Origin of the sequence: Mycobacterium sp. E735, from assembly GCF_001666955.1 — a bacterium.
Lineage (GTDB): Bacteria > Actinomycetota > Actinomycetes > Mycobacteriales > Mycobacteriaceae > Mycobacterium.
The window spans coordinates 1-23,115 of record NZ_LZIX01000285.1; the positions used below are offsets into that span (position 1 = coordinate 1).

Sequence of the window (23,115 nt, forward strand, 5' to 3'; positions counted from 1 at the left end):
CAAGACCGTGACGTCGCACCTGATGGGCATGGAGACCGTGACGCCCTTCGACAGCCTCATCGTCGCCGCCGGCGCGCGCCGCATCAGCGAGAAGGGCGCCGCCAGTTGGGAATTGGGGCTCGCAGCGGCGGCCGTGATGAATTGTGCGGCGTCCGGGCCGTCGACCTCCTGCACGTTGGGCGTGCCGAAGCTGAACAACTGCTGCGCGATCCCGGGGTTGCTGCCGCCGCCGATGATCGGGCCGCCGCCGCTCGACGTCATCGGGGGCAGCGCGGAACCGGGATCGGCGCCCGCCGGCGCGACACCGGCGACGGCGCCCAGCGCCAGCGCCGCCAGCGCCCGGCGGAGCGCGGTGAGTCTCATGCCCCTCATTCCAGCACGTGTGCGCGGCCCGTGTCAGCGGAAGGCGTCGCTGCCGGTGAACGCCTGGCCGAGCACCAGCTGGTGCATCTCGGGTGTGCCCTCGTAGGTGAGCACCGACTCCAGGTTGACCATGTGCCGGATCACCGGGTATTCCAGCGATATCCCGTTGCCGCCCAGGATGGTTCGCGCGGTGCGGCAGATCTTGATGGCCTCCCGGGTGTTGTTCAGCTTGCCGAAGCTGACCTGCTCGGGTCGCAGGCCGACGCCGTCCTTGAGGCGGCCCAGGTGCAGCGACAGCAGCTGACCCTTGTGCAGCTCGACCGCCATGTCGACGAGTTTCGCCTGGGTCAATTGAAATCCGGCGATCGGGCGCCCGAATTGGGTGCGCTGCGTGGCGTAGTCGAGCGCGGCCTGCCATGCCGACCGCGCCGCGCCCATCGAACCCCAGATGATGCCGTAGCGCGCCTCGGACAAGCACGACAGCGGCCCCCGCAGGCCCTTCGCCTCGGGCAGCATCGCCGAATCGGGCACCCGCACGTCGTCGAGCACCAGCTCGCTGGTGATAGAGGCGCGCAGCGACAGCTTGTGGTGGATGGTGTTCGCCGAGAAGCCGGGCGTCTTGGTGGGGACGATGAAACCGCGGACGCCGTCGTCGGTGGCCGCCCACACCACCGCGACATCGGCGACCGAGCCGTTGGTGATCCACAGTTTGCGGCCGTTCAGCACCCAATCCGAACCATCGCGGCGGGCGCGGGTTTTCATCGCGGCCGGGTCGGACCCCACGTCGGGTTCGGTCAGCCCGAAGCACCCCAGCAGTTCGCCGGTGGCCATGCCCGGCAACCACTCCTGCTTCTGCTGCTCGGACCCGAAATTCCAGATCGCGAACATCGCCAACGACCCCTGCACCGAGACCATCGACCGAATTCCGGAGTCTGCGGCCTCGAGCTCGGTACAGGCCAGGCCGTAGTGCACCGACGAGGCGCCGCCGCAGCCGTAGCCCTCCAGGTGCATGCCCAGCAGGCCGAGCTGGCCGAATCCCTTGGCGAGTTCCCGCACCGGCAGGTCGCCGATCTCGAACCACTCCGCGACGTAGGGCAGGACGTGTTCGGCGCAGAACTCTCTGACGGTGTCGCGCACCGCGAGCTCGTCGCTGGACAGGGAGGCGTCCAGGCCCAAGGGGTCATACCGGTCGAAGGCGGGAGGCTTTTTGGTGCTCATGGCCTTCAGCCTGCCACTAGGCCGCCCTCGGCAGGCCCGGCCGGTAGTCTCGCTGCATGCGACGGCCAGTGTGGCTCGTCGTGGACGTCGCCTGTGTGCTGGTCTTCTGCGCGGCTGGGCGTCGTAGCCACGACGAAGGACTCGACATCGCCGGGGTGGCCACCACCGCGTGGCCGTTCCTCACCGGAACCGCCGTCGGGTGGCTGGCGTCCCGCGCCTGGCGGCGCCCGACCGCGTTGATGCCCACCGGGGTGGTCGTGTGGCTGTGCACGGTGGTGGTCGGCATGGTGTTGCGCAAGCTGAGTTCCGCGGGCGTCGCGGCCAGTTTCGTGGTGGTGGCGGCGTCGGTCACCGCGCTGTTGTTGCTCGGCTGGCGGGCGGTCGTCGGGCTGACCGTGCGGCGCCGGTCCGGCGTCTGACCATGGCAACGGCGGCGGGCGTGGCGGTGACCGCGGCATTCGGCGCCGCCGCGCGCGCGGTCGCCACCAACAGGGGGCTGCTGAGCGATCCGTTCGCCGAGCCGTTGGTGCGCGCCGCCGGGGTGGACCCGCTCGCCCGCGTGATCGACGACGACCGGTTCGCCGCGGACGACGCGGGCGGCCCGAGGTTCCTGGACCTCTGCGCGGCGCACACCCGGTTCGTCGACGAGTTCGTCGCCGATGCCGTCGGGGCGGGCTTTCGTCAGGTGGTGCTGTTGGTGTCCGGCATGGACACCCGGCCGTACCGGTTGTGGTGGCCGCCCGGGACGACGGTTTACGAGATCGACCGGCCCGAGGTGCTCGACTTCAAAGCCGAAGTGCTGCGCGACCAGGGCGCCGAACTGACCGCGAGCCGGCGCGCGGTCGGCGTCGACCTGCACCAGGATTGGCCGGCCGCGCTGCGGCGCGTCGGCTTCGACGCCGCCGCGCCCACGGTGTGGGTCGCCGAGCAGTTGCTCATCGGCTACCTGACGCCGGCACTGCAGGACCGGGTGCTGCAGGGCGTCACCGCGATGAGCGCCGCCGGCAGCCGGCTCGCCTGCGATCACATGCCCACCTGGACCCCCCTGCTCCTGGAGGCGGAGCGGTCCTTCGTCGACGGCTGGCGCCGCCACGGCGTGGAGATCGACCTGGCCAGCCTGACGCATCCGGGCCGATACCACTACGTCCCCGAGTATCTGGGCGCCAACGGCTGGGTGACGGCGCAGCGCAGCGTCGGCGACCTGTCGGGCGCGATGGGGCTGCCGGCGCCCCCGCGTGGGGGGACGGACTTCGTCCCGGAATACCTCACCGCCACAAGGGTTTAGACGTTCATGCCGGGTTCTGACCAATCAGCGCTGCGGTTCGTGTCGGCCACGCACAACGATCCGCTGGCGCAGCCCCTGCTGGCCGAGCTGGCCGACGAGTACGCGCAGCGCTACGGCGGCACGCCGAGCACGCACTTGTCCTGGCTGCCGGTGCCGGAGGCGGAGCTGGCCGCGCCGGACGGTGGGCTGCTGATCGGGGTGCTCGACGGCGTGCCCGTCACCGGCGGCGCCTTTCGGCGGTACGACGCCGAGACCGCCGAACTCAAACGCATTTGGACCGACCGCGCGCACCGGCGGCGCGGTTACGCCCGAATCCTGCTCGCGGCGCTGGAGGCCGAGGCCGCCGCGCGCGGGTATCGGCGGCTGTACCTGATCACCGGCAACCGGCAACCCGAGGCCGAGGCGCTGTACGACGCGACCGGGTATACCCGGGTGCCCGCCGATCCGCTGCCGTCCTGGGGACCGTTCGTCCCGATCGCCTTCGAGAAATGGCTGGTTCTCGACGGTCAGTGAGTTTCACCGAGTGTGGGGTCTACGGACGAATTTCGGGCCGTTGGTGTACCCAGGGCCCACACTCGGCGCCACCAGGCTTCAGCTTTCGGCGAGCGCGAGGGCCGCCGCGGTCGCCTCCCGAATCGGCCCCCGCCACACGTCGCCGTGGCCCGGCAGCAGGACCTCGGTCTCCAGCAGCGCGAGCGCGGACAGGGTGCGGATGCAGTCCTGTTGGTTGTAGCTGAAGATCGCCGGCAGCAGTTGCGGCCCGCTGCGGCGCAGTAGTGGGTGCCCGGTGATGAGGGCGTCGCCACTGACCAGCACACCGTCGACCAGATACGAGCAGTGCCCGTTGGTGTGGCCGGGGCTGAAGACCGGGCTCGGTTGGCCCGGCAGGCTCGCGGCCAGCTCCGCGGTCAACGCCCGAGCGGTCGGGATGCCGTCGCGGATCAGGCCGCCGCTGCGGACCACGTGGGCCGTCCACTTGGCCCACCGGGGCCGCCAAATGCGCAGCGCCACATCGACAATAGACACCTGCTCGAGGTACTCCCGCTTCGCGTGCCCCACCTCGTCCGCGTGGCAGTAAACCGGGATGCCGTGCGCGTCGGCGAACCAGATCGCGGTGCCCAGGTGGTCGATGTGTGCGTGCGTCAACACGATGGCGCGCACGTCGTCCGGGCCGAAGCCCAGCGCGGACAGCGAGGCCAGCACGTCCTGGCGGTCGCCGGGATAGCCGGCGTCGATCAGCATCACGCCGTTGTCGTCGGTGACCAGAGTCCAGTTGACCGCCTCGCCCTGGGCGAGGTGAACCCGGTCGGTGACTTGAACGAGCTCCGCCATGCCCGCGAGTGTAGGCGGAGGAGTAGAAATGACCCGTGGCTGAACTGAAACTTGGATACAAGGCATCCGCCGAACAATTCGCACCGCGCGAGCTCGTCGAACTCGCCGTCGCCGCCGAAGCGCACGGCATGGACAGCGCAACCGTCAGCGATCACTTCCAGCCCTGGCGGCACAAGGGCGGGCACGCCCCCTTCTCGCTGGCCTGGATGACCGCCGTCGGCGAACGCACCAAGCGGATCGTGCTGGGCACCTCGGTGTTGACGCCGACCTTCCGGTACAACCCCGCCGTCATCGCCCAGGCCTTCGCCACCATGGGCTGCCTTTACCCGAACCGCATCTTCCTCGGTGTGGGAACCGGCGAGGCGCTGAACGAGATCGCCACCGGATACGAGGGCGAGTGGCCCGAGTTCAAGGAACGCTACGCGCGGCTGCGCGAGTCGGTGCGGCTGATGCGCGAACTGTGGCTCGGCGACCGCGTCGACTTCGACGGCGAGTACTACAAGACGAAGGGCGCCTCGATCTACGACGTGCCCGAGGGCGGCATCCCGATCTACATCGCCGCGGGCGGACCGCAGGTGGCCAAGTACGCCGGGCGCGCAGGCGACGGATTCATCTGCACCTCCGGCAAGGGCGAAGAGCTCTACAAGGACAAGCTCATCCCCGCGATGCGCGAGGGCGCCGAAGCGGCGGGCAAGAACGCGGATGAGATCGACCGGATGATCGAGATCAAGATCTCCTACGACACCGACCCGGAGCTGGCCCGCGAGAACACCCGGTTCTGGGCGCCGCTGTCGCTGACCGCCGAGCAGAAGCACAGCATCGACGACCCGATCGAGATGGAGAAGGCCGCCGACGCGCTCCCGATCGAGCAGATCACCAAGCGCTGGATCGTCGCGTCGGACCCCGACGAGGCCGTCGAAAAGGTCAAGGACTACGTCGACTGGGGGCTCAACCACCTGGTGTTCCACGCGCCCGGCCACGACCAGCGCCGGTTCCTCGAGCTCTTCGAAAAGGACCTGGCCCCCAGGCTGCGGCGACTTGCCTGAACCCTCGGCCATCTACATCGCCGCTCCGGAACCGGAGACCGGCAAGTCGACGCTCGCGCTCGGGCTGCTGCACCGCCTGACCGCGACCGTCGCCAAAGTGGGTGTGTTCCGGCCCATCACGCGCGTGCCCGACGGCAAGGACCACGACTACATCCTGGATCTGCTGCTGCAGCACACCACCGCGGGCGTGCCCTACGAGCAGTGCGTCGGCGTCACGTATCAGCAACTGCACGCCGACACCGACGCCGCGATCGCCACCATCGTCGACGCCTATCACGCGATGGCCGACGACTGCGACGCGGTGGTGATCGTGGGCAGCGACTACACCGACGTCGCGCGGCCGGCCGAGCTCTCCGTCAACGCCCGGATCGCCGTCAACCTCGGTGCGCCCGTGCTGCTCACGGTCAGCGGCCGGGGCCGGACCCCCGACGAGGTGGCCGGCGTCGTCGCGGCGTGCCTGGCCGAGCTGTCCAACCAGCGCGCCCACGCCGCCGCGGTGGTCGCCAACCGCTGTGAACCGGCTCAGCTGGACGAGGTCGCCGAAGCGCTGGAGGCCTTCACCCAGCGCAGCTACGTGCTGCCCGAGGAGCCGCTGCTGTCGGCTCCGACGGTGGCCGAACTCGAAAAGGCCGTCGGCGGAACGCCGGTCAGCGGTGAGGCGTCGCTGCGCGAACGCGAGGTCACCGGCGTGCTGGTCGCCGGCATGACCGCCGACCACGTGCTGGAACGGCTGAGCGACGGCATGGCGGTGATCACCCCCGGCGACCGGTCGGACGTGGTGTTGGCCGTGGCGAGCGCCCATGGGGCCGAAGGGTTTCCGTCGCTGTCCTGCATCGTCCTCAACGGCGGCTTCCAGCTGCACCCTTCCATCGCGGCGCTGGTCGCCGGGCTGCGGCTGCGGCTGCCGATCATCGCCACCACGCTGGGCACCTACGACGCGGCCAGCGCCGCCGCGGCGGCGCGCGGCCGCGTCACGGCGAACTCGCTGCGCAAGATCGACACCGCGCTGGAGCTGATGGACCGCTACGTCGACGTCCCGGATCTGCTTGAACAGCTTGCCATTCCGATTCCCACCGTGACCACGCCGCAGATGTTCATCCACCGCCTGACGCTGCAGGCGCGGGCGGATCGCAAGCACATCGTCCTGCCCGAGGGGGACGACGACCGCATCCTCAAGTCGGCCGGCCGGGTGCTGCAGCGCCGCGTCGCCGACCTCACCGTGCTGGGCGACGAAGCGCAGATCCGGCAGCGCTCGGGGGAGCTCGGGGTGGACCTCGACGGCGCGCAGGTGATCGACCCGCGCACCAGCGACCTCCGCTCCCGGTTCGCCGATCAGTACGCCGAGCTGCGCAAGGCCAAGGGTGTCACCGCCGAGCACGCCCGCGAGATCATGCGCGACGCCACGTATTTCGGCACGATGATGGTCTACAACGGCATGGTCGACGGCATGGTGTCGGGCGCCGCCCACACCACGGCGCACACGGTTCGGCCGGCCTTCGAGATCATCAAGACCGTGCCCGACGTCTCGACGGTGTCCAGCATCTTCCTGATGTGCCTGCCCGACCGGGTGCTGGCCTATGGCGACTGCGCCATCATCCCGAACCCGACGCCGGAGCAACTGGCCGACATCGCGATCTCCTCCGCCCGCACCGCATCGCAATTCGGCATCGAACCGCGGGTGGCGATGCTGTCGTACTCGACCGGCGAGTCGGGCACCGGTGCCGACGTCGACAAGGTCAGAACCGCAACCGAATTGGTGCGCCGGCGGGCGCCGGAGCTGCCGGTCGAGGGGCCCATCCAGTACGACGCCGCGATCGAACCGTCCGTCGCGGCCACCAAGCTGCGTGGCTCGCCGGTGGCCGGCCGTGCCACCGTGCTGGTGTTCCCCGACCTCAACACCGGCAACAACACCTACAAGGCCGTGCAGCGCAGCGCCGGGGCGATCGCCATCGGGCCGGTGCTGCAGGGCCTGCGCAAGCCGGTGAACGACCTGTCCCGCGGCGCGCTGGTCGAAGACATCGTGAATACCGTTGCCATCACCGCGATCCAGGCCCAGGACGTCCGTGACTAGCGCGAACCGGGCCGTGCTGGTGATCAACTCCGGCTCGTCGTCGCTGAAATACCAGTTGGTCGAACCGGATTCGGGTGTCGCCCGCGCGACCGGCAACGTCGAACGGATCGGGGAGGAGTCGTCACCGGTTCACGACCACGACGCGGCGCTGCGCCAGGCCTTTGACGCGCTGTCCGAGAAGGGGATCGACCTCGGGAATTGCGGACTGGTGGCGGTGGGCCACCGAGTCGTACACGGCGGCAACACCTTCTACAAGCCGACGCCGGTGGACGACGCGGTGATCCGCAAGCTCGACGAATTGTCCGAACTGGCGCCGCTGCACAACCCGCCGGCGGTCAAGGGAATCGAGGTGGCCCGCAAGCTGCTGCCCGATGTCCCGCACATCGCGGTCTTTGACACGGCGTTCTTCCACGACATGCCGCCCGCCGCCGCGACCTATGCGATCGACCGCAGCTTGGCCGAACGCTGGAAGATCCGCCGTTACGGGTTTCACGGCACGTCGCACCGCTATGTGAGCCAGCAGGCCGCCGCCTTCCTGGACCGGCCGCTGGGCGGCCTGAAACAGATTGTGCTGCACCTGGGTAACGGCTGCTCGGCGTCGGCGATCGCCGGTAGCAGGCCGCTGGACACGTCGATGGGCCTGACGCCGCTGGAGGGTCTGGTGATGGGCACCCGCAGCGGCGACATCGACCCCAGCATCGTCAGCTACCTCTGCCACGTCGCCAAAATGGGCGTCGACGAGGTGGAATCCATGCTCAACCAGCGGTCCGGGGTGGTCGGGCTGTCGGGCGAGCGCGACTTCCGGCGGCTGCGCACCATGATCGAATCCGGCGACGCCGCAGCGCAATTGGCCTACGGCGTGTTCACCCATCGGCTGCGCAAATACATCGGCGCCTACCTGGCGGTGCTGGGACACACCGACGTCATCAGCTTCACCGCCGGCATCGGGGAGAACGACGCGGCGGTCCGCCGCGACGCGGTGGCGGGCCTGGAGGAGCTGGGCATCGTGCTCGACGAGCGCCGCAACCTCGGCGGCGGCAAGGGTGCCCGGCAGATCTCCGCCGACGAATCTCCGATCGCCGTGCTGGTGATCCCGACCAACGAGGAACTGGCCATCGCCCGCGACTGCGTGAGCGCGCTAAGCGGTTAGGAAGCCGAGGCTCTTCCGCCCGGCGCCCACCGACGGCGCGGGATCCGTCCCCACGGTCCGCGAGAGCAGCTCGTGGTACACGTCGCGAAAGTCGGTGGTGTACTTCAGGTCCCCGTTATCGAGGTCGGTGAGGCTGGGTTCGTCGCCGTAGAAGCCGCCCCGAACGGGCGCGCCCGCGACGAAGACGGGACCGGCGGTGCCGTGATCGGTGCCCTGGGACGCGTTGGCGCGCACCCGGCGGCCGAACTCCGAATACGCCAGCACGACGACGTTGCGGCCGGCGACCCGCTGCAGGAACGAGGTCACCGCCTCATCGAACGTCGCGAGCAGCCGCTGCTGCGTGGCCCGTTCCCCGGCGTGCGTGTCGAAGCCGCCCAATTGCACCGTGTAGACCCGTGTCGGCACGCGGGCCTGGACCGCCTCGGCCACCAGGCTCAGTTGTGCGGACAGGGAGTTACCTTGGTTTCCTGCGGCTTTCACCGATTCGAAGGCGTTGGCGGTGGTGCGGGCGGCCCGGTAGGCCTTGCACACCGCGGCCATCGCCGGGGTGTCGTCGCGGTCCTCGGCGCCGAGCGCGCCCATCAGCGTGTCGAGGCCCTGTCCGGTCGGCTCCGGGGCCGTGGAAAGCGCGGCGGCGGTGTGCTTTTCGCCCACCGCGAGTGGCGGAAGCACGGGACCGATGTTGACCGCCCGCAGCGGGTCGTCGCCGGTGGCGTCGAGCCAGCGGCCGATCCAGCCCGTCGACACGGGCTCGGCGGGAGACGCCGTCTGCCAGATATCCATGGACCGGAAGTGGCTGTGGTCGGGCCGCGGATAACCCACTCCCCGCACGATGGCGAGCTGCCGCCGGCCCCACAACTGCGCCAGACCCTTCAGGGCGGGGTTGAGACCAAGCGCCTCGTCGAGGTGCAGGACGTCGCCCGGGGCGTAGGCCAGTTCCGGCCGGGCGTCGTGATACGCGTTGTCCGCGTAGGGGATCAGGGTGTTGATCCCGTCGTTGCCGCCGTAGAGCGTGACCAGCACCAGCACGCCCGCGCCGTCGGCCAGCGGCCGGTCCCCGGCGGCGCGCATCAGGTCGGGCCAGCGGACCGCCACCGCCGTCGACAACAGGCCGGCCGCGCCCACACCCGCGCTGGCGGCCAGGAATCTGCGGCGGTTCATCTCGGGCATCGTGTTCTCGCTAGGACGTCAGGTATTCGGGGGTGTTGACCGCGGCGGCGACCAGTTGCGGCGGGTTGCGCACCAGGGGTTGCAGCGCGTCGGCGGTCCGGTCCGACCAGTCGCCGACGCCGATCAGGTAGCCGACCGCGTCGATGCGGTCACCGGGCGCGGCGCTTTCGACGCCGGACAGGTCGCCGGCGTGCGCGAGCCGGTTGGCGGCCCGCAGCCGCGCCTCGGCGCTTGCGGTGGACAGCCACACCTGGCCCTGCGGCCAGCCGCCGACGCTCGGCGGATAGAACGGCCGCTGCCCGAGGGCGTGCAACGTCGCGTCGGTGACTTTTCGAGTGGATGGGTCGAGGGGCACCCGCAGGGCGCGCATGACGCCGACGAGCCATTCGACGGGCGGGTTGACGACAGTGGCCCGGCCGTGGACGAACTCGTCGTCGGTGAGGATCGCCCGGGTCAGCGCACGCAGGTCCCGGCCGGGGCCGTACGCGGCGACCAGCCTGTCGAGCGTGGGGCGCGACGGCGGATCATCGGAGGCCAGCTGTCGCCACAACCGTCCCGCGACGTACTCCGCCGACTTCGGCTGGGCCAGCACGGCGTCGCAGAACCCGGCGGCGTCGAAGTCACGGGTCTGCCCGAACAGCGTCTTGGCCGCGCCGTCATGGCGTTTCGGGGCCAGCGTCGTGTTGCCGTCGGCGCCGATCAGCCAGCCCGTCAGCGCGCGGGCGCCGTTGCGCACGTCGTCCTCGGTGTAGCCGTTGCCGTGTCCCAGCGTGAACAGCTCCATGAACTCGCGAGCGAGGTTCTCGTTCGGTGCCTTGGCGGTGCTGCTCTGCCCGTCCAGCCAGCGCAGCATCGCGGCGTCGGTCAGCATCGCGTAGGCCAGGGTGCGGAAGTCGCCCAGCGACAGGGTGCGCAGCTTCTGGTTCTGTGCGGCCATGTACGCCGCGACCCGGACCTTCTGCGCGGAGGTGGCGAAGTGGTTGTGCCACAACAGGGTCAGCTTCTCACCAAGCGGCTGCCGCACGCTGACCATGCGGTGCAGCCACCAGTCGGACAACGCGCGCTGCTGCTCGGAGAGCTGCTGGTTGTACTGCTTGCGGGCCGCGGGCGCGGCGGACTTTCCGGGCGGTCGGGGTGGCGTCAACGTCGGCATCGGGCTGGCGATCGCTCCCGGGTCGGCATCGGGATTCGCGGCCAGCATGGCATCGACGTAAGTTGGCCAGTCGCCGCCCAGTGCGGCGTCCACCTCGGGTCCGGTCACCCCGAACCCGGCTCGCCGTAGCGCGCGGGCCGTGCTGACCCATGCGGTGGACTGCCCAGGCATGGGTCAACTCTGCGGCATGGACCTATGTTTTCCCTGTGGATGGCCGCACACGAGGCTCTGCGGTGCGGTGCGAACCTTCCCGGCATGGAACAACCCTTCCTCGGCAGCGAGGCCCTGCGGTCGGGCGTGCTGAGCCGCCATGAACTGCGGGCCCGTTACCGCCCCGTCTTCCCGAACGTCTACCTGCCCGACGACGCCCAGCTCTCGCTGGAGCTGCGCATCCGGGCGGCCTGGCTGTGGTCGGGGCGCAGGGCGACGGTGGTCGGGGCCGCCGCCGCCAGACTGCATGGCGCCGAATGGATTCCCGACGACGTGCCCGTCGAGCTGGCGCATGCCAACGGCCGCCCGCCGCGCGGCGTGCTGACGCGGCGCGGTGTGCTGCTGGACGGCGAGACGCAGCTCGTCGGCGGCTACCCGGTCAGCACGCCCGAGCGCACCGCCTTCGACATCGGCCGGCGCGGGGCTGTGCGCTCGGCCGTCGCGCGGCTGGACGCACTGGCCCGGGCGACGGGCTTCAAGGCCGACGACGTGCTGCGCGTCGCGGGATGCCATCCCGGCTCGCCCGGCCTGCGGCGCCTGGAAGCCGCGCTGGCGCTGTTCGACCCCGGGTCGCAGTCGCCCAGGGAGAGCTACCTGCGGCTGCTCCTGATCGACGGTGGCCTGCCGCGGCCCCAAACACAGATCCCGGTGCTAGCCGACGACGGCATTCCCTTCGCCTACCTCGACATGGGCTGGGAGGAGCACCTGGTGGCGGTCGAATACGACGGCGACCAACACCGCACCGACCGGCGGCAATACGTCAAGGACATTCGGCGCGCCGAGATGCTCGAGGAGTTGGGCTGGATCGTCGTCCGGGTGGTCGCCGAGGACCGGCCGGCCGCGATCGTGCGGCGGGTTCGCGCCGCGCTGGCCGCATCGCGTGTGCGCTCAGGGCTTTGAGCGTGCGCTCAGGGTGGGGCCGTACGGCGTGTCGCCGCCCTGGACGCACATGCGATCGCGCCAAGGGCGCAACTCAGAACGTGCTCGTCGGCCGCACCCGGTTCGCCATGTCCACCAACGCGTAGCGGTGCCGCTGGGTGGGCGCCACCCGGGCGAGGTTGCGCAGCGCGGCCTCGACGCCCAGGCGCAGCCCGTGCTCGGTGAACGGGAAACCCAGAATGTGATTGGTGCTGGCCCTGTTGTCCTCCAGCCAGTCCATCGCACAGCCCAGCACCAGCGCGCGGATCTGCAGCACCCGCGGTTCGGTCGGGGGCAGCGCCTCCACCCGCCGGGCGGCGTCGCGGATGTCCTCCTCGGTGATCTCGCTCTTCGACCGGCCGGACAGCAGGGTCACCGCACTCGTCAGCCGCGCGGTGGTGAAATGCCTTGAGGTGGGCGGCACCTCGTCGAGCGTGCGCACCGCGCCGGCGCGATCGCCCTCGGCGGACAGCCATCTGGCCAGCCCGAAGGCCGCCGAGATCACCCCGTCGTTGGTCTTCCACACCGTCTGGTAGTACCTCTGCTCGTCGACGTCACCGGCCAGCTCGGCGGTGGCCGCCAACGCCAGCTTGGGCGCCAGCTCGCCGGGGAAGGTATCCAGTACCTCGGTGAAATGCGTTCTGGCGGAGTCGTAGTCGCCGGTGAGCAGCTCGGCGACGGCCCGATACCAAACCAGCCGCCACTGCCAGCCAACCCGCTCGGCCAGGTCGTCCAGCTTCCGGGTGGCCTTGGCCACGTCGCCCAGGTCGAGCAGCGCGCGAACCTCCATCAGCGGCAACTCGGTCGACTCGGACACCTCGACGCCGTCGGCGTCCAGCGTGCCGTGGCGGGCCGCGCGCAACGAATCCAGGGTCTGCACCGGCTGAGAGAGGACCGTCGCCTGCAGCACGGGGGCGGCGACGTCGGCCGGGTCGACCAGCGGCACCTGTAGCGCCGTGACGATCTCGCGGGCCGTCAGCCGCTCCGAGTGGACCTGGCCGTCCAGGTAGACGTCGGTGTGCGCGACCAGCAGGTCCACCCCGAACGTCGAGCGGCTCGGGCTGAAGATGGTCGACAGGCCCGGCCGCGGCACGCCGGTGTCCTGGGCGACGACCTCCCGCAGCACGCCCATCAGCTGGGCGGACAACTCTTCGGTGCTGGCGAATCGGCGCCGCGGGTCGGGGTCAATGGCGCGGCGCAGCAACCGCCGGTACGAGTCGTAGGTCGCCAGCACGGGGTCGTCGTCGGGCAGGCCGTCGACGTAGCGGCCGTTGCGGGTGGGCAGGTTCACCGTCAGCGCCGCGAGGGTGCGCCCCACGGTGTAGATGTCGGTCGCGACCGTCGGGCCGGTCCGCACGATCTCGGGCGCCTGGAATCCCGGCGTGCCGTAGAGGTAGCCGAACGAGTTGACGCGCGACACCGCCCCCAGGTCGATCAGCTTCAGCTGCTCCTCGGTCAGCATGATGTTCTCCGGCTTGAGGTCGTTGTAGACCAAGCCGATCGAGTGCAGATACGTCAGCGCCGGCAGGATCTCCAGCAGGTAGGCGATGGCCTCGGCGACGGGGAGCTTCTTGTCCTTGCCGTGCTTGAGCGGCTGCCCGCCGATGTACTCCATGACGATGTAGCCGACCGGGTTGCCGCCGCGGTCCTTGTGCTCGACGAAGTTGAAGATCTGCACGATCTGCGGGTGGACCACCTCGGCGAGGAACTGCCGTTCGGCCATCGCGATCGCCTGCGCCTCGGCGTCGCCCGAATGCACCAGGCCCTTGAGCACCACCGGGCGGTCGTTGACGTTGTGGTCGACCGCCAGGTACACCCATCCCAGCCCGCCGTGCGCGATGCAGCCCTTGACCTCGTACTGGTTGGCGACGATGTCACCCGGGTTCAGCTGTGGCAGAAACGAATACGCGCTGCCGCAGGCGGGGCACCAGCCCTCCGACTTGCCCTTGCCCTCCTTGCCGGACCGGCCGACCGGTTTCCCGCAGTTCCAGCAGAACCGCTTGCCCTCCGGCACCACCGGGCTGGTCATCAGGGCCTCGAGCGGGTCGATGTCGCGCACCCGCGGAATCTCGACCAGGCCGCCGCCGAGGTGGCGGACCGGTGGCAGCACCCGCGTCCCCACCGTCACCCGGTCTTGCGGATCGCTGTCCAGGGTGCCCAGCGAGATGTGCGGAAAGTCGTCGTCGTCATCTTCGAAGTCGGGTCGGAACAGCGCCTGGGTGGCCTGGATGCGCCCCGTGGTCGGGCCGCCGCCCTGCGTGTCCGGCGGCTGGGTGCCCGGGCTTTCGTCGGCGCCGGTTTCCGGCTGCTCGATCTTCTCCGACTCGGCCATCAGTCCAGATACCTCGGCGTCGGTGGCGCGGGCGCGGGCCCCAGCACCGTCAACCACTTGCGGTACAACGTGTTCCACGTGCCGTCCCGGCGGATCCGCTCCAGGGTGCCGTTGACGAACCGGACCAGCCCGGTGTTGGTCAGGTTGACCCCGATGCCGTAGGGCTGGGTGGCCATGTTGGGTCCGACGATGTGCAGGTAGGGGTCCTCCTCGACCAGCCCGGCCAGGATCGAGTCGTCGGTGCTGACGGCGTCGATCTCGCGCTGCTGCATCGCCACCAGGCAGTCGGCCCAGTTGACCACCGACACCACGATCGGCGGCGGGTCGATCTGGCGGATCCGGTGCAGCGACGTGGTGCCCTTGGCCACGCACACCCGCTTACCCGACAGGTCGCTCACCTTGGCGATCGGGGAATCCCGCGGCGTCAGGATGCGCTGGTTGGCGTCGAGGTAGACGGTCGAGAAGTTGACCTGCTTGCGCCGGTCGCAGGTGATGGTCATGGTCTTGACCACCACGTCGACTTCGGAGTGCTGCAGGGCGGTGACGCGCTCGTCGGACGACAGGATGCGGTATTCGACGTGCGACGGGGCGCCGAAGATGTCGCGGGCGATCTCCCCGGCGATGTCGACGTCGAAACCGGTGATCTCGCCGGTGATCGGGTCGCGGAAGCTGAACAGGTTGCTGCCGATGTCGAGCCCGACGATCAGCCGGCCGCGGGCGCGGATGTCGGCGACCGCTGCGTCCGCCTCGGCCTTGGTGGGGAAGGGCCGCAGGCTCGCGGTCAGGTCGCAGCTCTGGCTGGCGTCGTCGGCCGGCAGTGGCGGCTCCGGCGGCAGCTGCTGCATGCCGACCGGGGTGGGCGGCGGCAACGTCGGCACGTTGGGAACCGACAGCGATTCCGTGTGCGAGCAGCCCGCGACCGCGGCCACCGCGGCGAGCGCGGCGCCCGCCCGCCGCAACCGGCCCGGCCGCGTCGTCATCGATACTCTCTCAGCCGGGGCCACAGGCCCAGGGCCACCGCGATGGCGGCGCCGAGGCTGAGCACCACGCCGCCCACCTGGGCGCCGGACAGCCCGCTGCGCGCGCTCAGGACGTCGTTGCGCAGGTGGTTGCGGCTCTGGTCGATGGCCTTCACCAACTGGTCCTCGAGCTTGTCGAACGCCGGGGTGGAGTCGTCCTCGCTGCTGCCGAGCGCCACCTGCGTGGCCGCGCGGTAGTTGCCCACCGAGATGTAGGAGTTGATTCTGTCGTTGGCCTGCCGCCAGCGCAGCAGCAGCTGGTCGGCGCCCTCCAGGTCGGGCTTGTCGACGGCGTCGCTGCGGACCATGTACTGGTCCAGCTGGGAGTGCATGGAGTCGATGCGCTGATAGAACGACTGCTTGCGCTTCTCCTCGTCTCCGCGGCGGATCAGCGACAGCGTCTCGTCGGCGCGGGCCTGCTGGGCGGTGATCGCGACGTTGGTCACGATCCGCAGCGAGTCCGCGGCGGTGTTCTTGGCGCTACGGCTGGCGGCCGTGGAGATCGTTAGCGCAGTTCCGACCCATACCACCATGACGAGAATAGCGAGGCCGCCCACGACCAGTCCCGGGTTGATCCGGCGCCTGGTGCGCCGGGCCAGCCACCGATGGGAGAAGGCGCCGAAGACCGCGGTCGCGGTGACCACCAGGATGACCGGCGCCGGAATCTGCGTGGACGCGGTGGTTTCGGCGTCCACCCGCTCCGACGTCGCCTGATACAGCTGCGCCGCGTCGGGCAGGATCGTCGACTGCATGAGCCCCGAGGCTTCCGACAGGTACGACGAACCGACCGGGTTGCCCTCCCGGTTGTTGGTGCGGGCGATTTCGATCAGGCCGGTGTAGACGGCCAGCTCGGCGTTGATCCGGCCCAGCAGCTGCACCAGCGGTTCGTCGGTCAGCCCGCTGGACGCCCGGGTCACCGCCACCGTCGCGTCGGTGATGGCCTGCTCGTAGCGCTGGCGGACGGGCGGCGGCTCGGCCTCGGCGATGAACGCCGTGGCCGCCGCGGCGTCGGCCACCGAGAGGGTCGTGTAGAGCCGTCCGGCGGCGAACGACAGCGGTTCGGTGTGGTTGAGCACCGTGGTCAGCACCTGCTGGCGGTGGTTGATGGTGGTCGACGTGGCGAAGGCGCAGATGCCGCCGAGCACGGCCAGCACGATTCCGATGCTGAGGATGCGGCCGGGTGTGGTGGAGATGAACCACCAACGCGGGTGGGCTGGTTCGGCCGGCGACCGCGACCCCTGCGGTTCCGTCGACGGGTGCGCCAGCTCAACCGTCACGTCGAATCAGCCCTCATCTTTCGCGGCCACTGGAACGCTGCACGAAACTCTATAAGCGAATTCTAAGAGAATGTCGCGGCAGATGGGTGGAGGCAGACCAATTGACCAGCCGATCACGTGCATATCCTGAACGCGTGCAGGGCGACGGTGACGGCTGGGTGGTTTCCGACAGCGGCGCCCACTATTGGGGCCGTTTCGGCGCGGCGGGTCTGCTGCTGCGCGCCCCGCGGCCGGACGGCACCCCCGCGGTGCTGTTGCAGCATCGCGCGGTGTGGAGCCACCAGGGCGGGACCTGGGGACTTCCGGGCGGGGCGCGGGACAGCCACGAGACCCCGGAGGAGACGGCCGTCCGCGAGGCGCACGAGGAGGCCGGCCTGCAGGGCGAGCTGCTGACCGTGCGGTCCGCGGTGGTCACCGCCGAGGTCGCCGGGCTCGGCGGCACGCGCTGGACCTACACCACGGTCGTCGCCGACGCGGCCGAGCCGCTGCCCACCGTGCCCAACCGGGAGAGCGCCGAGATGCGCTGGGTCGCCGAGGACGAGGTGGCCGAGTTGCCGCTGCACCCCGGCTTCGCGGCGAGCTGGCAACGGCTGCGCACCGCCACAGCGCTGGTGCCGCTGGGCCAGGGCGACGAACGACGGCGTCACCTGCCGCGCACGATCGAGATCGAGGCCGGCGTCTTCGTCTGGTGCATGCCGGGCCCCCCGCTGCAGGCCGACACGGCGCCGCTGCATCCCCGCATCAGCTCCGTGCTGCAAGCGCTGAGCTGAGCCGCTGCGCCGCCGCGCGCGGGTCGGAGGCCGCGGTGATCGCCCGCACCACCACGATGCGCCGGGCGCCGGCGGCGAGCACTTCCGGCAGCCGCTGCTCGTCGATGCCGCCGATGGCGAACCACGGCTTGTCGCCGCCGAAACCGGCCGCCGCCCGCACCAGCCCCAGGCCCGGGGCGTCCCTGCCCGGCTTGGTCGGGGTGGGCCAGCACGGGCCGACGCAGAAGTAGTCGGCCTCGCCCTCGGCGGCAGCGGCGGCCTGGTCGACGTCGTGGCTGGACAGGCCGAGCAGCACGTCCGGGCCGAGGAATTCGCGGGCCACGTCCAGCGGCAGGTCGCCCTGCCCCAGGTGCAGCACGTCGGCGCCGGCGGCGCGGGCGATGTCGGCCCGATCGTTCACCGCGAACAGCGCGTGGTGACGCCTGGCCGCGTCGGCCAGGACCACGCACGCGGCCAGCTCGTCGCGCGCCTCCAGGGGCCCGAATCGCTGCTCACCGGGCGATCCCTTGTCGCGCAGCTGGATGATGTCGACCCCGCCGGCCAGGGCGGCGTCGGCGAACTGGGCCAAATCGCCGCGCTCGCGGCGCGCGTCGGTGCAGAGATATAGCCGCGCGGCCGCCAGCCGGGTAACTCGCTGATGCACACCGCGACGCTAGCGCGCTAGCGTGGAGGCCGAAGAACGTGCAGACACGGGAGTCCCGGGAACGGGGTCTGAGAGTGGGCGCGCCTGCCCTTACCGTCACACCTGATCCGGGTCATGCCGGCGAAGGGAGGCCCCCGGAATGGACGGGATGCCATCGGAGCTCGGGTCGCTGGCCGTCATCGGTGGCGGCGTCATCGGCCTGGCGGTGGCGCGCCGGGCGGCGCAGGCCGGGTGGTCGGTGCGGGTGCACCGCACCGCCGAGAACGGCGCGTCGTGGGTCGCCGGCGGCATGCTGGCCCCGCACAGCGAAGGCTGGCCCGGCGAGGAGCGGTTGCTGCGGCTGGGCCTCGAGTCGCTGCGGCTGTGGCGCGAGGGCGGCTTCCTCGACGGGCTGCCGCCGCAAGTGGTCACCGCCCGCGAGTCCCTGGTGGTGGCGGTCGACCGGGCCGACGTCGCGGACCTGCGCACCGTCGCCGACTGGCTGTCCGCGCAGGGGCACCCCGTGGTCTGGGAGTCGGCCGCCCGCGATCTGGAACCGCTGCTGGCGCAAGGCATCCGGCATGGCTTTCGGGCGCCCACCGAGCTGGCCGTGGATAACCGCGCGGTGCTGGACGGCCTGTCCGCGGCGTGCGAGCGCCTCGGCGTGCGCTGGGCGCCGCCGGCGCGCGACCTGTCGGTCGACGGCGACGCCGTGGTGATCGCCAACGGGATCGACGCCCCCGCGCTGTGGCCGGGCCTGCCGGTGCGGCCGGTGAAGGGCGAGGTGCTGCGGTTGCGGTGGCGGCGTGGGTGTATGCCGGTGCCGCAGCGCGTCATTCGCGCCCGCGTCCACGGGCGCCAGGTGTACCTGGTTCCCCGCGCCGACGGGGTGGTCGTCGGCGCCACCCAATACGAACACGGGCGCGACACCGCCCCGGTGGTGTCGGGGGTGCGGGACCTGCTCGACGACGCCTGCGCGGTGTTGCCGGCGCTCGGCGAATACGAGTTAGCCGAGTGCGCCGCCGGGCTGCGGCCGATGACGCCCGACAACCTTCCCCTGGTGCAACGCCTCGACGAACGGACGCTGGTGGCCGGCGGCCACGGCCGGTCCGGCTTCCTGCTGGCGCCGTGGACCGCCGAACAGATCGTGTCCGAACTGGCCCCGGTCGGAGCCCGGTCATGATCGTCGTGGTCAACGAGCGGAAGGTCGAGGTCGATGAGCGAACCACGGTGGCCGCGCTGCTGGAGTCGCTCGGCTACCCGGACCGTGGCGTCGCGGTGGCGATGGACGACGCCGTGCTGCCCCGATCCCGGTGGAGCGCAACGCTTTCCGACGGTTCTCGGCTCGAGGTGCTGACGGCGGTGCAGGGTGGCTGAAACCAAACTCACCATCGGGGATCGCAGCTTCGCTTCGCGGCTGATCATGGGCACCGGGGGAGCGACCAGCCTGGCCGCCCTGGAGGAGGCGCTGGTCGCGTCGGGTACCGAGCTGACCACCGTCGCGATGCGGCGGGTCGACGCCGAGGGCGGTACCGGCCTGCTCGACCTGCTCAACCGGCTCGGCATCACACCGCTGCCCAACACCGCGGGCTGCCGCAGCGCGGCGGAGGCGGTGCTCACCGCGCAGCTGGCCCGCGAGGCGTTGAGCACCAATTGGGTCAAGCTGGAGGTGATCGCCGACGAGCGCACGCTGTTGCCCGACGCGGTCGAATTGGTCCGGGCGGCGGAGCAATTGGTCGACGACGGGTTCGTCGTGCTGCCCTACACGAACGACGACCCGGTGCTTGCCCGTCGGCTCGAGGACGCCGGGTGCGCGGCGGTCATGCCGCTGGGGTCGCCCATCGGCACCGGCCTGGGCATCACCAACCCGCACAACATCGAGATGATAGTCGCGCGCGCCGGCGTCCCGGTGGTGCTCGACGCCGGCATCGGCACCGCGAGCGACGCCGCGCTTGCGATGGAGTTGGGTTGCGACGCCGTACTTTTGGCTACCGCGGTGACCCGGGCCGCCGATCCGGCGACGATGGCGGCCGCGATGGCCGCCGCCGTCAACGCGGGCTATCTGGCCCGCCGTGCGGGGCGCATTCCCAAGCGCTTCTGGGCGCAGGCTTCCAGCCCTCAGCGATGAAACGCTATGTGGCGCTGGGCAGTTCGATGGCAGCCGGTCCCGGCATCAGGCCCCGCGCTGCAGGCGCTCCCTGGGGCTCGGGCCGGTCGGCGCGCAACTACCCGCACCTGGTCGCGCGGCGCTGCGGCCTGGACCTGGTAGACGTCACGTTTTCCGGCGCGACCACCGCGCACGTGCTCGCCGATCACCAGCGCGGCGCGCCACCCCAGATCACCGCGCTGAACGGGTCGGAAAGCCTGGTGACCATCACGATCGGCGGCAACGACGTCGGCTACATTCCGCTGCTGATGGCCGCGTCGTTGCCGCGCCCCGTCCGCCGGCTGCCACTGCTCGGTGCGCGCATTGTCGAACTGCTGGACCGCGACGCGCGGATCGAGGCGCTCGACGCGGTGTTCGAATCGTTGTGCGGGGTCGGACACGCGGTGCGCGAGCGCGCACCGCGGGCCCGGGTCCTATTCGTCGACTACCTGACCGTCCTGCCGCCCGCGGGTGCGCCGGCCGCGCCGCTTTCGCAAGCGGATGCCGATCTGGGCCGCCACGTGGCCGCGACGCTGGAGCGGCTCACCGCCGACGCGGCGATCGCGACCGGCTGCGAGATCGTCGGGGCCGCCGCGGCCAGCCGCGAACATCACGCGTGGTCGGGTGACCCTTGGACCACGAGACCCGGTGTGCCGCTGCCGGGCCGAGCGGCGCCGTTGCACCCGAACGCGGCCGGGATGCGCGCCGTCGCCGAGCTGGTGTCGGCGCTGTTGTGACGGGTCAGCCGTTCGTGCGCCACCACTGGTAGAGGGCATTGACGTCGGAGTTGGCCGCGGTGAGGTGGCCCAACACGTTCTTGGCGTCGGTGGTCCAGGTGAGCGTCGCGTAGTTCTTGTAGGTGCCGCAGGCGATCTGGCCGCCCGTCTGGCCGTTCTGCTTCCAGGTGCCCGGTGACTGCCCGGCGTCCCCGCACGCGGCCAGGGACACGTCCTTGATGGTGGAACTGAACGCGGCGCCCAGGTTGGTGCCGTTGGAGAACAGGGCGTAGACGCCGGAGCCGGGTCCGCTGGGGTCGGGGCTCTGCCCGCACAGGAGTTCGGCCAGTTCGCCGGATTCGGTCAGCTCCTGCGGCTTGCAGTTGTTGAGGCCGTAGCCCTTCGAGAGGTTGGCGGCCAGCGTGTTCATGTCGGCGGCGCTGCCCGTGTTGGGTTCCGCCACCGCGATGGCGCTACCGGCGAAAGCCAGACATCCGGTGAAAGCTGCGGCCGACGCGGCTCGCAGCGCGGTGGTGAGATGTGACATTTTCGTTGCCTCCCTGCGGTTGTTGGATGGGTGATGCAGAAAACTGTTGCCCCCCAACAGAAGTTTCAGCCGTTGGCCCGCCACCACTGGTACAGCGCCGCGGCGTCGGTGTTCGGCCCGCGGATATAGCTCAATGTGTTCTTGGCATCGGTGGTCCAGATGATCTCGGCGGCGTTCTGGTATGTCCCGCAGGCCACCTGACCGGCATTGCCGTTGCTCCCCTGGTGCCAGCTGGTGGGCGACTGGCCGCTGTCGCCGCACGTGCTCAGCGCGTCGTCCTTGATGCTGGCCTTGAACGAGCCGACCAGGTTTTCGCCGTTGTTGAACAGGATGTACTTGGCCTGGACCGGGCCGCTCGGGTCGGGGTTCTGCCCGCACGCCAACGACGCCAGTTCGCCGGTGGTGATGCTCTGGGCCGTGCAGTTGTTCAGGCCGTAGCCCTTTGACAGCGATGCCGCAAGCGTGTTGACGTCCGACGCGTTACCGGTGTTCGCGGGATCCGCGGTGGCGGTTGCCGTGCCGGCGAAGGCGGCGCCGCCAGCGAGCGCCGCGGCCGCGACGGCCCGCAACGCGTTGCTGAGATAGGACATCCCACGACTCCTCGGCGGTTGTCGAGCCGGCGTCGCTCACCGGAGAAACATGCTTCCGCTAAGTAGGGATCGTAGGGCTATGTCGTGACAAAGCAACACATTCCGCTGGCAATTGTCTGTCTGGGCATCCTTTTCGGTGACGCGGCACGGCGGGGCCGCATGCCGGCTAGTCCGAAAGCCGATGCCGCTCAGTCCCTTTCGTATGGTGCCTTGCCATCGGCGCTGGGCGGCGGAAGGGGCGGGCAGGAGAACGGCGGTTGAACGCCGCGCGACCGCAGCGACGTTCCGCGGCGGGTCGAAAGGGGATTTTCAAATTGCTGGTGCCGCCGCGACTGTGCTCGGGTATGGTTAGCACCGTTTCACGCCAGCTAACTTCTCGGGACTGGAGAATCCATGACACAGCCACCGGCACCGCCCCCTCCGCCGCCTGGTTACCCGCCGCAGCAGCCCGCCGGGCAAGCGCCGAATAACTATTTGGTGTGGTCCATCCTGGTGACGCTGTTCTGCTGTCTTCCGTTCGGGATCGTGGCCATCGTCAAATCCAGCCAGGTCAACGGGCTCTGGGCGCAGGGCCGTTACGCCGAGGCGCAGGCGTCCGCCGACAGCGCCAAGAAGTGGGTGATCTGGTCGGCGGTCATCGGCGTCGTCGTGGGCATCATCTACGGCATCCTGATGGCGGTCGGCGCGCTGAACACGAACACCAATGCGGCACTTGCCGCGATGTTCTAAGCCCGGTTCGCGACCATGGTGACCCGCCAAGGGTCGGCGCCGTCGAGCGTGGGCGCGCCACTGCTGGTGGCCGCGTCCGCGACGCTGATGTGCGCCGCCATCTGGGCGGGTGACCCGACCACTCCCAACGGTCCGCTGCCGGTGTGTCCCACCAAGGCGCTGTTGGGTATCGACTGTCCGGGATGTGGCAGCTTGCGAATGCTGTACTCCCTGATGCACGGCAACATCACGGCGGCCGCCAGGTTCAACGCCTTGGGCCTGGCGGCTGTCGTGCTCTTGGTGTGGGCGTACCTCGCCTGGACCTACGGGCGGCTCGCGGGCAGGCGGATACGCAGCTGGCAACACACTCGCTGGTCCGCCGTGGTGGCCATGGTGTTGGTCGGGGCGTGGTTTGTGGTGCGCAACATCCCCTTTGCACCGTTCAGCGCCCTGTACGTCTGATACCGCCCGT

Annotated in this window: 24 protein-coding genes, 2 pseudogenes and 1 riboswitch; of the genes and pseudogenes, 15 read left to right on the forward strand and 11 right to left on the reverse strand. The window is 70.4% G+C overall.

The genetic code is table 11. The features are described 5' to 3' along the window. Window positions 1-82 (forward strand): annotated as a pseudogene (locus tag A5704_RS29410) (hypothetical protein); the annotation flags it as partial. On the opposite strand, the pseudogene A5704_RS23740 reads toward A5704_RS29410, so the two are convergent. Together A5704_RS23740 and A5704_RS23745 are read right to left on the reverse strand one after the other, a co-directional pair. Then, a pseudogene (locus A5704_RS23740) lies at window positions 73-363 on the reverse strand (hypothetical protein); the annotation flags it as partial. The pseudogenes A5704_RS29410 and A5704_RS23740 sit on opposite strands and share 10 nt — an antisense overlap. 33 nt (window positions 364-396) lie before the next feature. Further along, window positions 397-1,581: an acyl-CoA dehydrogenase family protein gene (locus tag A5704_RS23745; protein ID WP_067749935.1), complete on the reverse strand. Its 1,185-nt coding sequence runs from the start codon at window positions 1,579-1,581 to the stop codon at window positions 397-399. Window positions 1,582-1,637: 56 nt separating this feature from the next. Here A5704_RS23745 and A5704_RS23750 point away from each other — a divergent pair, with 56 nt between their 5' ends. The 3 genes from A5704_RS23750 to A5704_RS23760 are packed head-to-tail and all read left to right on the forward strand — an operon-like array spanning window position 1,638 to window position 3,379. Then, window positions 1,638-2,000, forward strand: a complete 363-nt coding sequence (locus A5704_RS23750; RefSeq protein ID WP_067749939.1) for a DUF3054 domain-containing protein — start codon at window positions 1,638-1,640, stop codon at window positions 1,998-2,000. A gap of 2 nt (window positions 2,001-2,002) precedes the next feature. Further along, window positions 2,003-2,866, forward strand: coding sequence for a class I SAM-dependent methyltransferase (locus tag A5704_RS23755; protein ID WP_067749942.1), 864 nt, complete (start codon window positions 2,003-2,005; stop codon window positions 2,864-2,866). Between the two features lie 6 nt (window positions 2,867-2,872). Beyond that, complete coding sequence (locus A5704_RS23760) at window positions 2,873-3,379, forward strand: GNAT family N-acetyltransferase (protein WP_067749944.1); 507 nt, start codon at window positions 2,873-2,875, stop codon at window positions 3,377-3,379. A 78-nt stretch (window positions 3,380-3,457) separates the two neighbouring features. Here the strand turns inward: A5704_RS23760 and A5704_RS23765 are convergent, their stop codons facing one another. Beyond that, entirely contained in the window at window positions 3,458-4,198 is a 741-nt protein-coding gene (locus tag A5704_RS23765) for an MBL fold metallo-hydrolase (RefSeq protein WP_067749945.1), read from the reverse strand. A 35-nt stretch (window positions 4,199-4,233) separates the two neighbouring features. On the opposite strand from A5704_RS23765, the gene fgd reads away from it, so the two are divergent. The 3 genes from fgd to A5704_RS23780 are packed head-to-tail and all read left to right on the forward strand — an operon-like array spanning window position 4,234 to window position 8,465. Beyond that, window positions 4,234-5,244 (forward strand): glucose-6-phosphate dehydrogenase (coenzyme-F420), encoded by a 1,011-nt coding sequence (gene fgd / locus A5704_RS23770; protein WP_067749946.1) that lies wholly within the window; start codon window positions 4,234-4,236, stop codon window positions 5,242-5,244. After that, the gene (pta, locus tag A5704_RS23775) at window positions 5,237-7,315 is read left to right on the forward strand and encodes a phosphate acetyltransferase (RefSeq protein ID WP_067784532.1); all 2,079 of its coding nucleotides are present in this window, start codon (window positions 5,237-5,239) and stop codon (window positions 7,313-7,315) included. Before fgd ends, pta begins: the two co-directional genes overlap by 8 nt. Before the next feature lie 13 nt (window positions 7,316-7,328). Next, a complete protein-coding gene (locus A5704_RS23780; RefSeq protein ID WP_067891404.1) occupies window positions 7,329-8,465 on the forward strand; it encodes an acetate kinase in 1,137 nt (378 codons plus the stop codon). Here A5704_RS23780 and A5704_RS23785 read toward each other — a convergent pair. Beyond that, a complete protein-coding gene (locus A5704_RS23785; RefSeq protein WP_067891384.1) occupies window positions 8,454-9,635 on the reverse strand; it encodes a DUF1501 domain-containing protein in 1,182 nt (393 codons plus the stop codon). The genes A5704_RS23780 and A5704_RS23785 overlap by 12 nt on opposite strands. A 10-nt stretch (window positions 9,636-9,645) precedes the next feature. Further along, window positions 9,646-10,959 carry a DUF1800 domain-containing protein gene (locus A5704_RS23790; protein WP_067891388.1) on the reverse strand — a complete coding sequence of 438 codons (1,314 nt, stop codon included), beginning with the start codon at window positions 10,957-10,959 and terminating at the stop codon, window positions 9,646-9,648. An 84-nt stretch (window positions 10,960-11,043) separates the two neighbouring features. Between A5704_RS23790 and A5704_RS23795 the strand changes: the two genes are divergently transcribed. Next, complete coding sequence (locus A5704_RS23795; RefSeq protein WP_067749960.1) at window positions 11,044-11,898, forward strand: DUF559 domain-containing protein; 855 nt, start codon at window positions 11,044-11,046, stop codon at window positions 11,896-11,898. Between the two features lie 73 nt (window positions 11,899-11,971). Here A5704_RS23795 and A5704_RS23800 read toward each other — a convergent pair whose 3' ends face one another. From A5704_RS23800 to glnX, 3 genes are read right to left on the reverse strand one after another with little or no spacing between them, the layout of a single operon-like run. After that, window positions 11,972-14,248, reverse strand: a complete 2,277-nt coding sequence (locus A5704_RS23800; protein WP_067749955.1) for a serine/threonine-protein kinase PknG — start codon at window positions 14,246-14,248, stop codon at window positions 11,972-11,974. Then, a complete protein-coding gene (locus A5704_RS23805; protein ID WP_067891391.1) occupies window positions 14,248-15,228 on the reverse strand; it encodes a glutamate ABC transporter substrate-binding protein in 981 nt (326 codons plus the stop codon). Before A5704_RS23805 ends, A5704_RS23800 begins: the two co-directional genes overlap by 1 nt. Next, the gene (gene glnX, locus A5704_RS23810; protein ID WP_067747854.1) at window positions 15,225-16,544 is read right to left on the reverse strand and encodes a protein kinase G-activating protein GlnX; all 1,320 of its coding nucleotides are present in this window, start codon (window positions 16,542-16,544) and stop codon (window positions 15,225-15,227) included. Before glnX ends, A5704_RS23805 begins: the two co-directional genes overlap by 4 nt. Before the next feature lie 134 nt (window positions 16,545-16,678). Between glnX and A5704_RS23815 the strand changes: the two genes are divergently transcribed. Next, window positions 16,679-17,314 (forward strand): NUDIX hydrolase, encoded by a 636-nt coding sequence (locus tag A5704_RS23815; RefSeq protein WP_067747857.1) that lies wholly within the window; start codon window positions 16,679-16,681, stop codon window positions 17,312-17,314. Here A5704_RS23815 and thiE read toward each other — a convergent pair. Next, window positions 17,286-17,957, reverse strand: coding sequence for a thiamine phosphate synthase (gene thiE / locus A5704_RS23820; RefSeq protein WP_067891394.1), 672 nt, complete (start codon window positions 17,955-17,957; stop codon window positions 17,286-17,288). The genes A5704_RS23815 and thiE overlap by 29 nt on opposite strands. Before the next feature lie 36 nt (window positions 17,958-17,993). Then, a riboswitch (TPP riboswitch) is annotated at window positions 17,994-18,103 on the forward strand. A 2-nt stretch (window positions 18,104-18,105) separates the two neighbouring features. Here thiE and thiO point away from each other — a divergent pair. Genes thiO through A5704_RS23840 form a run of 4 tightly spaced genes read left to right on the forward strand, consistent with a single transcriptional unit; the run spans window position 18,106 to window position 20,819 of the window. After that, window positions 18,106-19,119 carry a glycine oxidase ThiO gene (gene thiO, locus A5704_RS23825; RefSeq protein WP_067747896.1) on the forward strand — a complete coding sequence of 338 codons (1,014 nt, stop codon included), beginning with the start codon at window positions 18,106-18,108 and terminating at the stop codon, window positions 19,117-19,119. After that, window positions 19,116-19,313, forward strand: a complete 198-nt coding sequence (gene thiS, locus A5704_RS23830; protein ID WP_067747861.1) for a sulfur carrier protein ThiS — start codon at window positions 19,116-19,118, stop codon at window positions 19,311-19,313. Before thiO ends, thiS begins: the two co-directional genes overlap by 4 nt. Next, window positions 19,306-20,064 carry a thiazole synthase gene (locus tag A5704_RS23835; protein ID WP_067891398.1) on the forward strand — a complete coding sequence of 253 codons (759 nt, stop codon included), beginning with the start codon at window positions 19,306-19,308 and terminating at the stop codon, window positions 20,062-20,064. Before thiS ends, A5704_RS23835 begins: the two co-directional genes overlap by 8 nt. Beyond that, window positions 20,061-20,819: an SGNH/GDSL hydrolase family protein gene (locus tag A5704_RS23840; protein ID WP_067781147.1), complete on the forward strand. Its 759-nt coding sequence runs from the start codon at window positions 20,061-20,063 to the stop codon at window positions 20,817-20,819. The genes A5704_RS23835 and A5704_RS23840 overlap by 4 nt, the downstream gene beginning before the upstream one ends. A 4-nt stretch (window positions 20,820-20,823) precedes the next feature. Here the strand turns inward: A5704_RS23840 and A5704_RS23845 are convergent, their stop codons facing one another. Then, a complete protein-coding gene (locus tag A5704_RS23845) occupies window positions 20,824-21,345 on the reverse strand; it encodes a serine/threonine protein kinase (RefSeq protein ID WP_067747867.1) in 522 nt (173 codons plus the stop codon). Between the two features lie 65 nt (window positions 21,346-21,410). Beyond that, window positions 21,411-21,935, reverse strand: a complete 525-nt coding sequence (locus A5704_RS23850) for a serine/threonine protein kinase (protein ID WP_067747869.1) — start codon at window positions 21,933-21,935, stop codon at window positions 21,411-21,413. A 393-nt stretch (window positions 21,936-22,328) separates the two neighbouring features. Here A5704_RS23850 and A5704_RS23855 point away from each other — a divergent pair, with 393 nt between their 5' ends. Together A5704_RS23855 and A5704_RS23860 are read left to right on the forward strand one after the other, a co-directional pair. Beyond that, the gene (locus A5704_RS23855) at window positions 22,329-22,664 is read left to right on the forward strand and encodes a CD225/dispanin family protein (RefSeq protein WP_046183018.1); all 336 of its coding nucleotides are present in this window, start codon (window positions 22,329-22,331) and stop codon (window positions 22,662-22,664) included. Window positions 22,665-22,679: 15 nt separating this feature from the next. Continuing rightward, the gene (locus A5704_RS23860) at window positions 22,680-23,105 is read left to right on the forward strand and encodes a DUF2752 domain-containing protein (RefSeq protein WP_067891401.1); all 426 of its coding nucleotides are present in this window, start codon (window positions 22,680-22,682) and stop codon (window positions 23,103-23,105) included. The last annotated feature ends 10 nt before the right edge of the window (window positions 23,106-23,115 follow it).

Bases quoted from the DNA above. Each gene is read 5' to 3' on its own strand.
- A5704_RS23745 (WP_067749935.1), bottom strand. From the start codon at position 1,581: ATGAGCACCAAAAAGCCTCCCGCCTTCGACCGGTATGACCCCTTGGGC.
- A5704_RS23750 (WP_067749939.1), top strand. From the start codon at position 1,638: ATGCGACGGCCAGTGTGGCTCGTCGTGGACGTCGCCTGTGTGCTGGTC.
- A5704_RS23755 (WP_067749942.1), top strand. From the start codon at position 2,003: ATGGCAACGGCGGCGGGCGTGGCGGTGACCGCGGCATTCGGCGCCGCC.
- A5704_RS23760 (WP_067749944.1), top strand. From the start codon at position 2,873: ATGCCGGGTTCTGACCAATCAGCGCTGCGGTTCGTGTCGGCCACGCAC.
- A5704_RS23765 (WP_067749945.1), bottom strand. From the start codon at position 4,198: ATGGCGGAGCTCGTTCAAGTCACCGACCGGGTTCACCTCGCCCAGGGC.
- A5704_RS23785 (WP_067891384.1), bottom strand. From the start codon at position 9,635: ATGCCCGAGATGAACCGCCGCAGATTCCTGGCCGCCAGCGCGGGTGTG.
- A5704_RS23790 (WP_067891388.1), bottom strand. From the start codon at position 10,959: ATGCCTGGGCAGTCCACCGCATGGGTCAGCACGGCCCGCGCGCTACGG.
- A5704_RS23795 (WP_067749960.1), top strand. From the start codon at position 11,044: ATGGAACAACCCTTCCTCGGCAGCGAGGCCCTGCGGTCGGGCGTGCTG.
- A5704_RS23800 (WP_067749955.1), bottom strand. From the start codon at position 14,248: ATGGCCGAGTCGGAGAAGATCGAGCAGCCGGAAACCGGCGCCGACGAA.
- A5704_RS23805 (WP_067891391.1), bottom strand. From the start codon at position 15,228: ATGACGACGCGGCCGGGCCGGTTGCGGCGGGCGGGCGCCGCGCTCGCC.
- thiO (WP_067747896.1), top strand. From the start codon at position 18,106: ATGCCATCGGAGCTCGGGTCGCTGGCCGTCATCGGTGGCGGCGTCATC.
- thiS (WP_067747861.1), top strand. From the start codon at position 19,116: ATGATCGTCGTGGTCAACGAGCGGAAGGTCGAGGTCGATGAGCGAACC.
- A5704_RS23840 (WP_067781147.1), top strand. From the start codon at position 20,061: ATGAAACGCTATGTGGCGCTGGGCAGTTCGATGGCAGCCGGTCCCGGC.
- A5704_RS23845 (WP_067747867.1), bottom strand. From the start codon at position 21,345: ATGTCACATCTCACCACCGCGCTGCGAGCCGCGTCGGCCGCAGCTTTC.
- A5704_RS23850 (WP_067747869.1), bottom strand. From the start codon at position 21,935: ATGTCCTATCTCAGCAACGCGTTGCGGGCCGTCGCGGCCGCGGCGCTC.
- A5704_RS23855 (WP_046183018.1), top strand. From the start codon at position 22,329: ATGACACAGCCACCGGCACCGCCCCCTCCGCCGCCTGGTTACCCGCCG.
- A5704_RS23860 (WP_067891401.1), top strand. From the start codon at position 22,680: ATGGTGACCCGCCAAGGGTCGGCGCCGTCGAGCGTGGGCGCGCCACTG.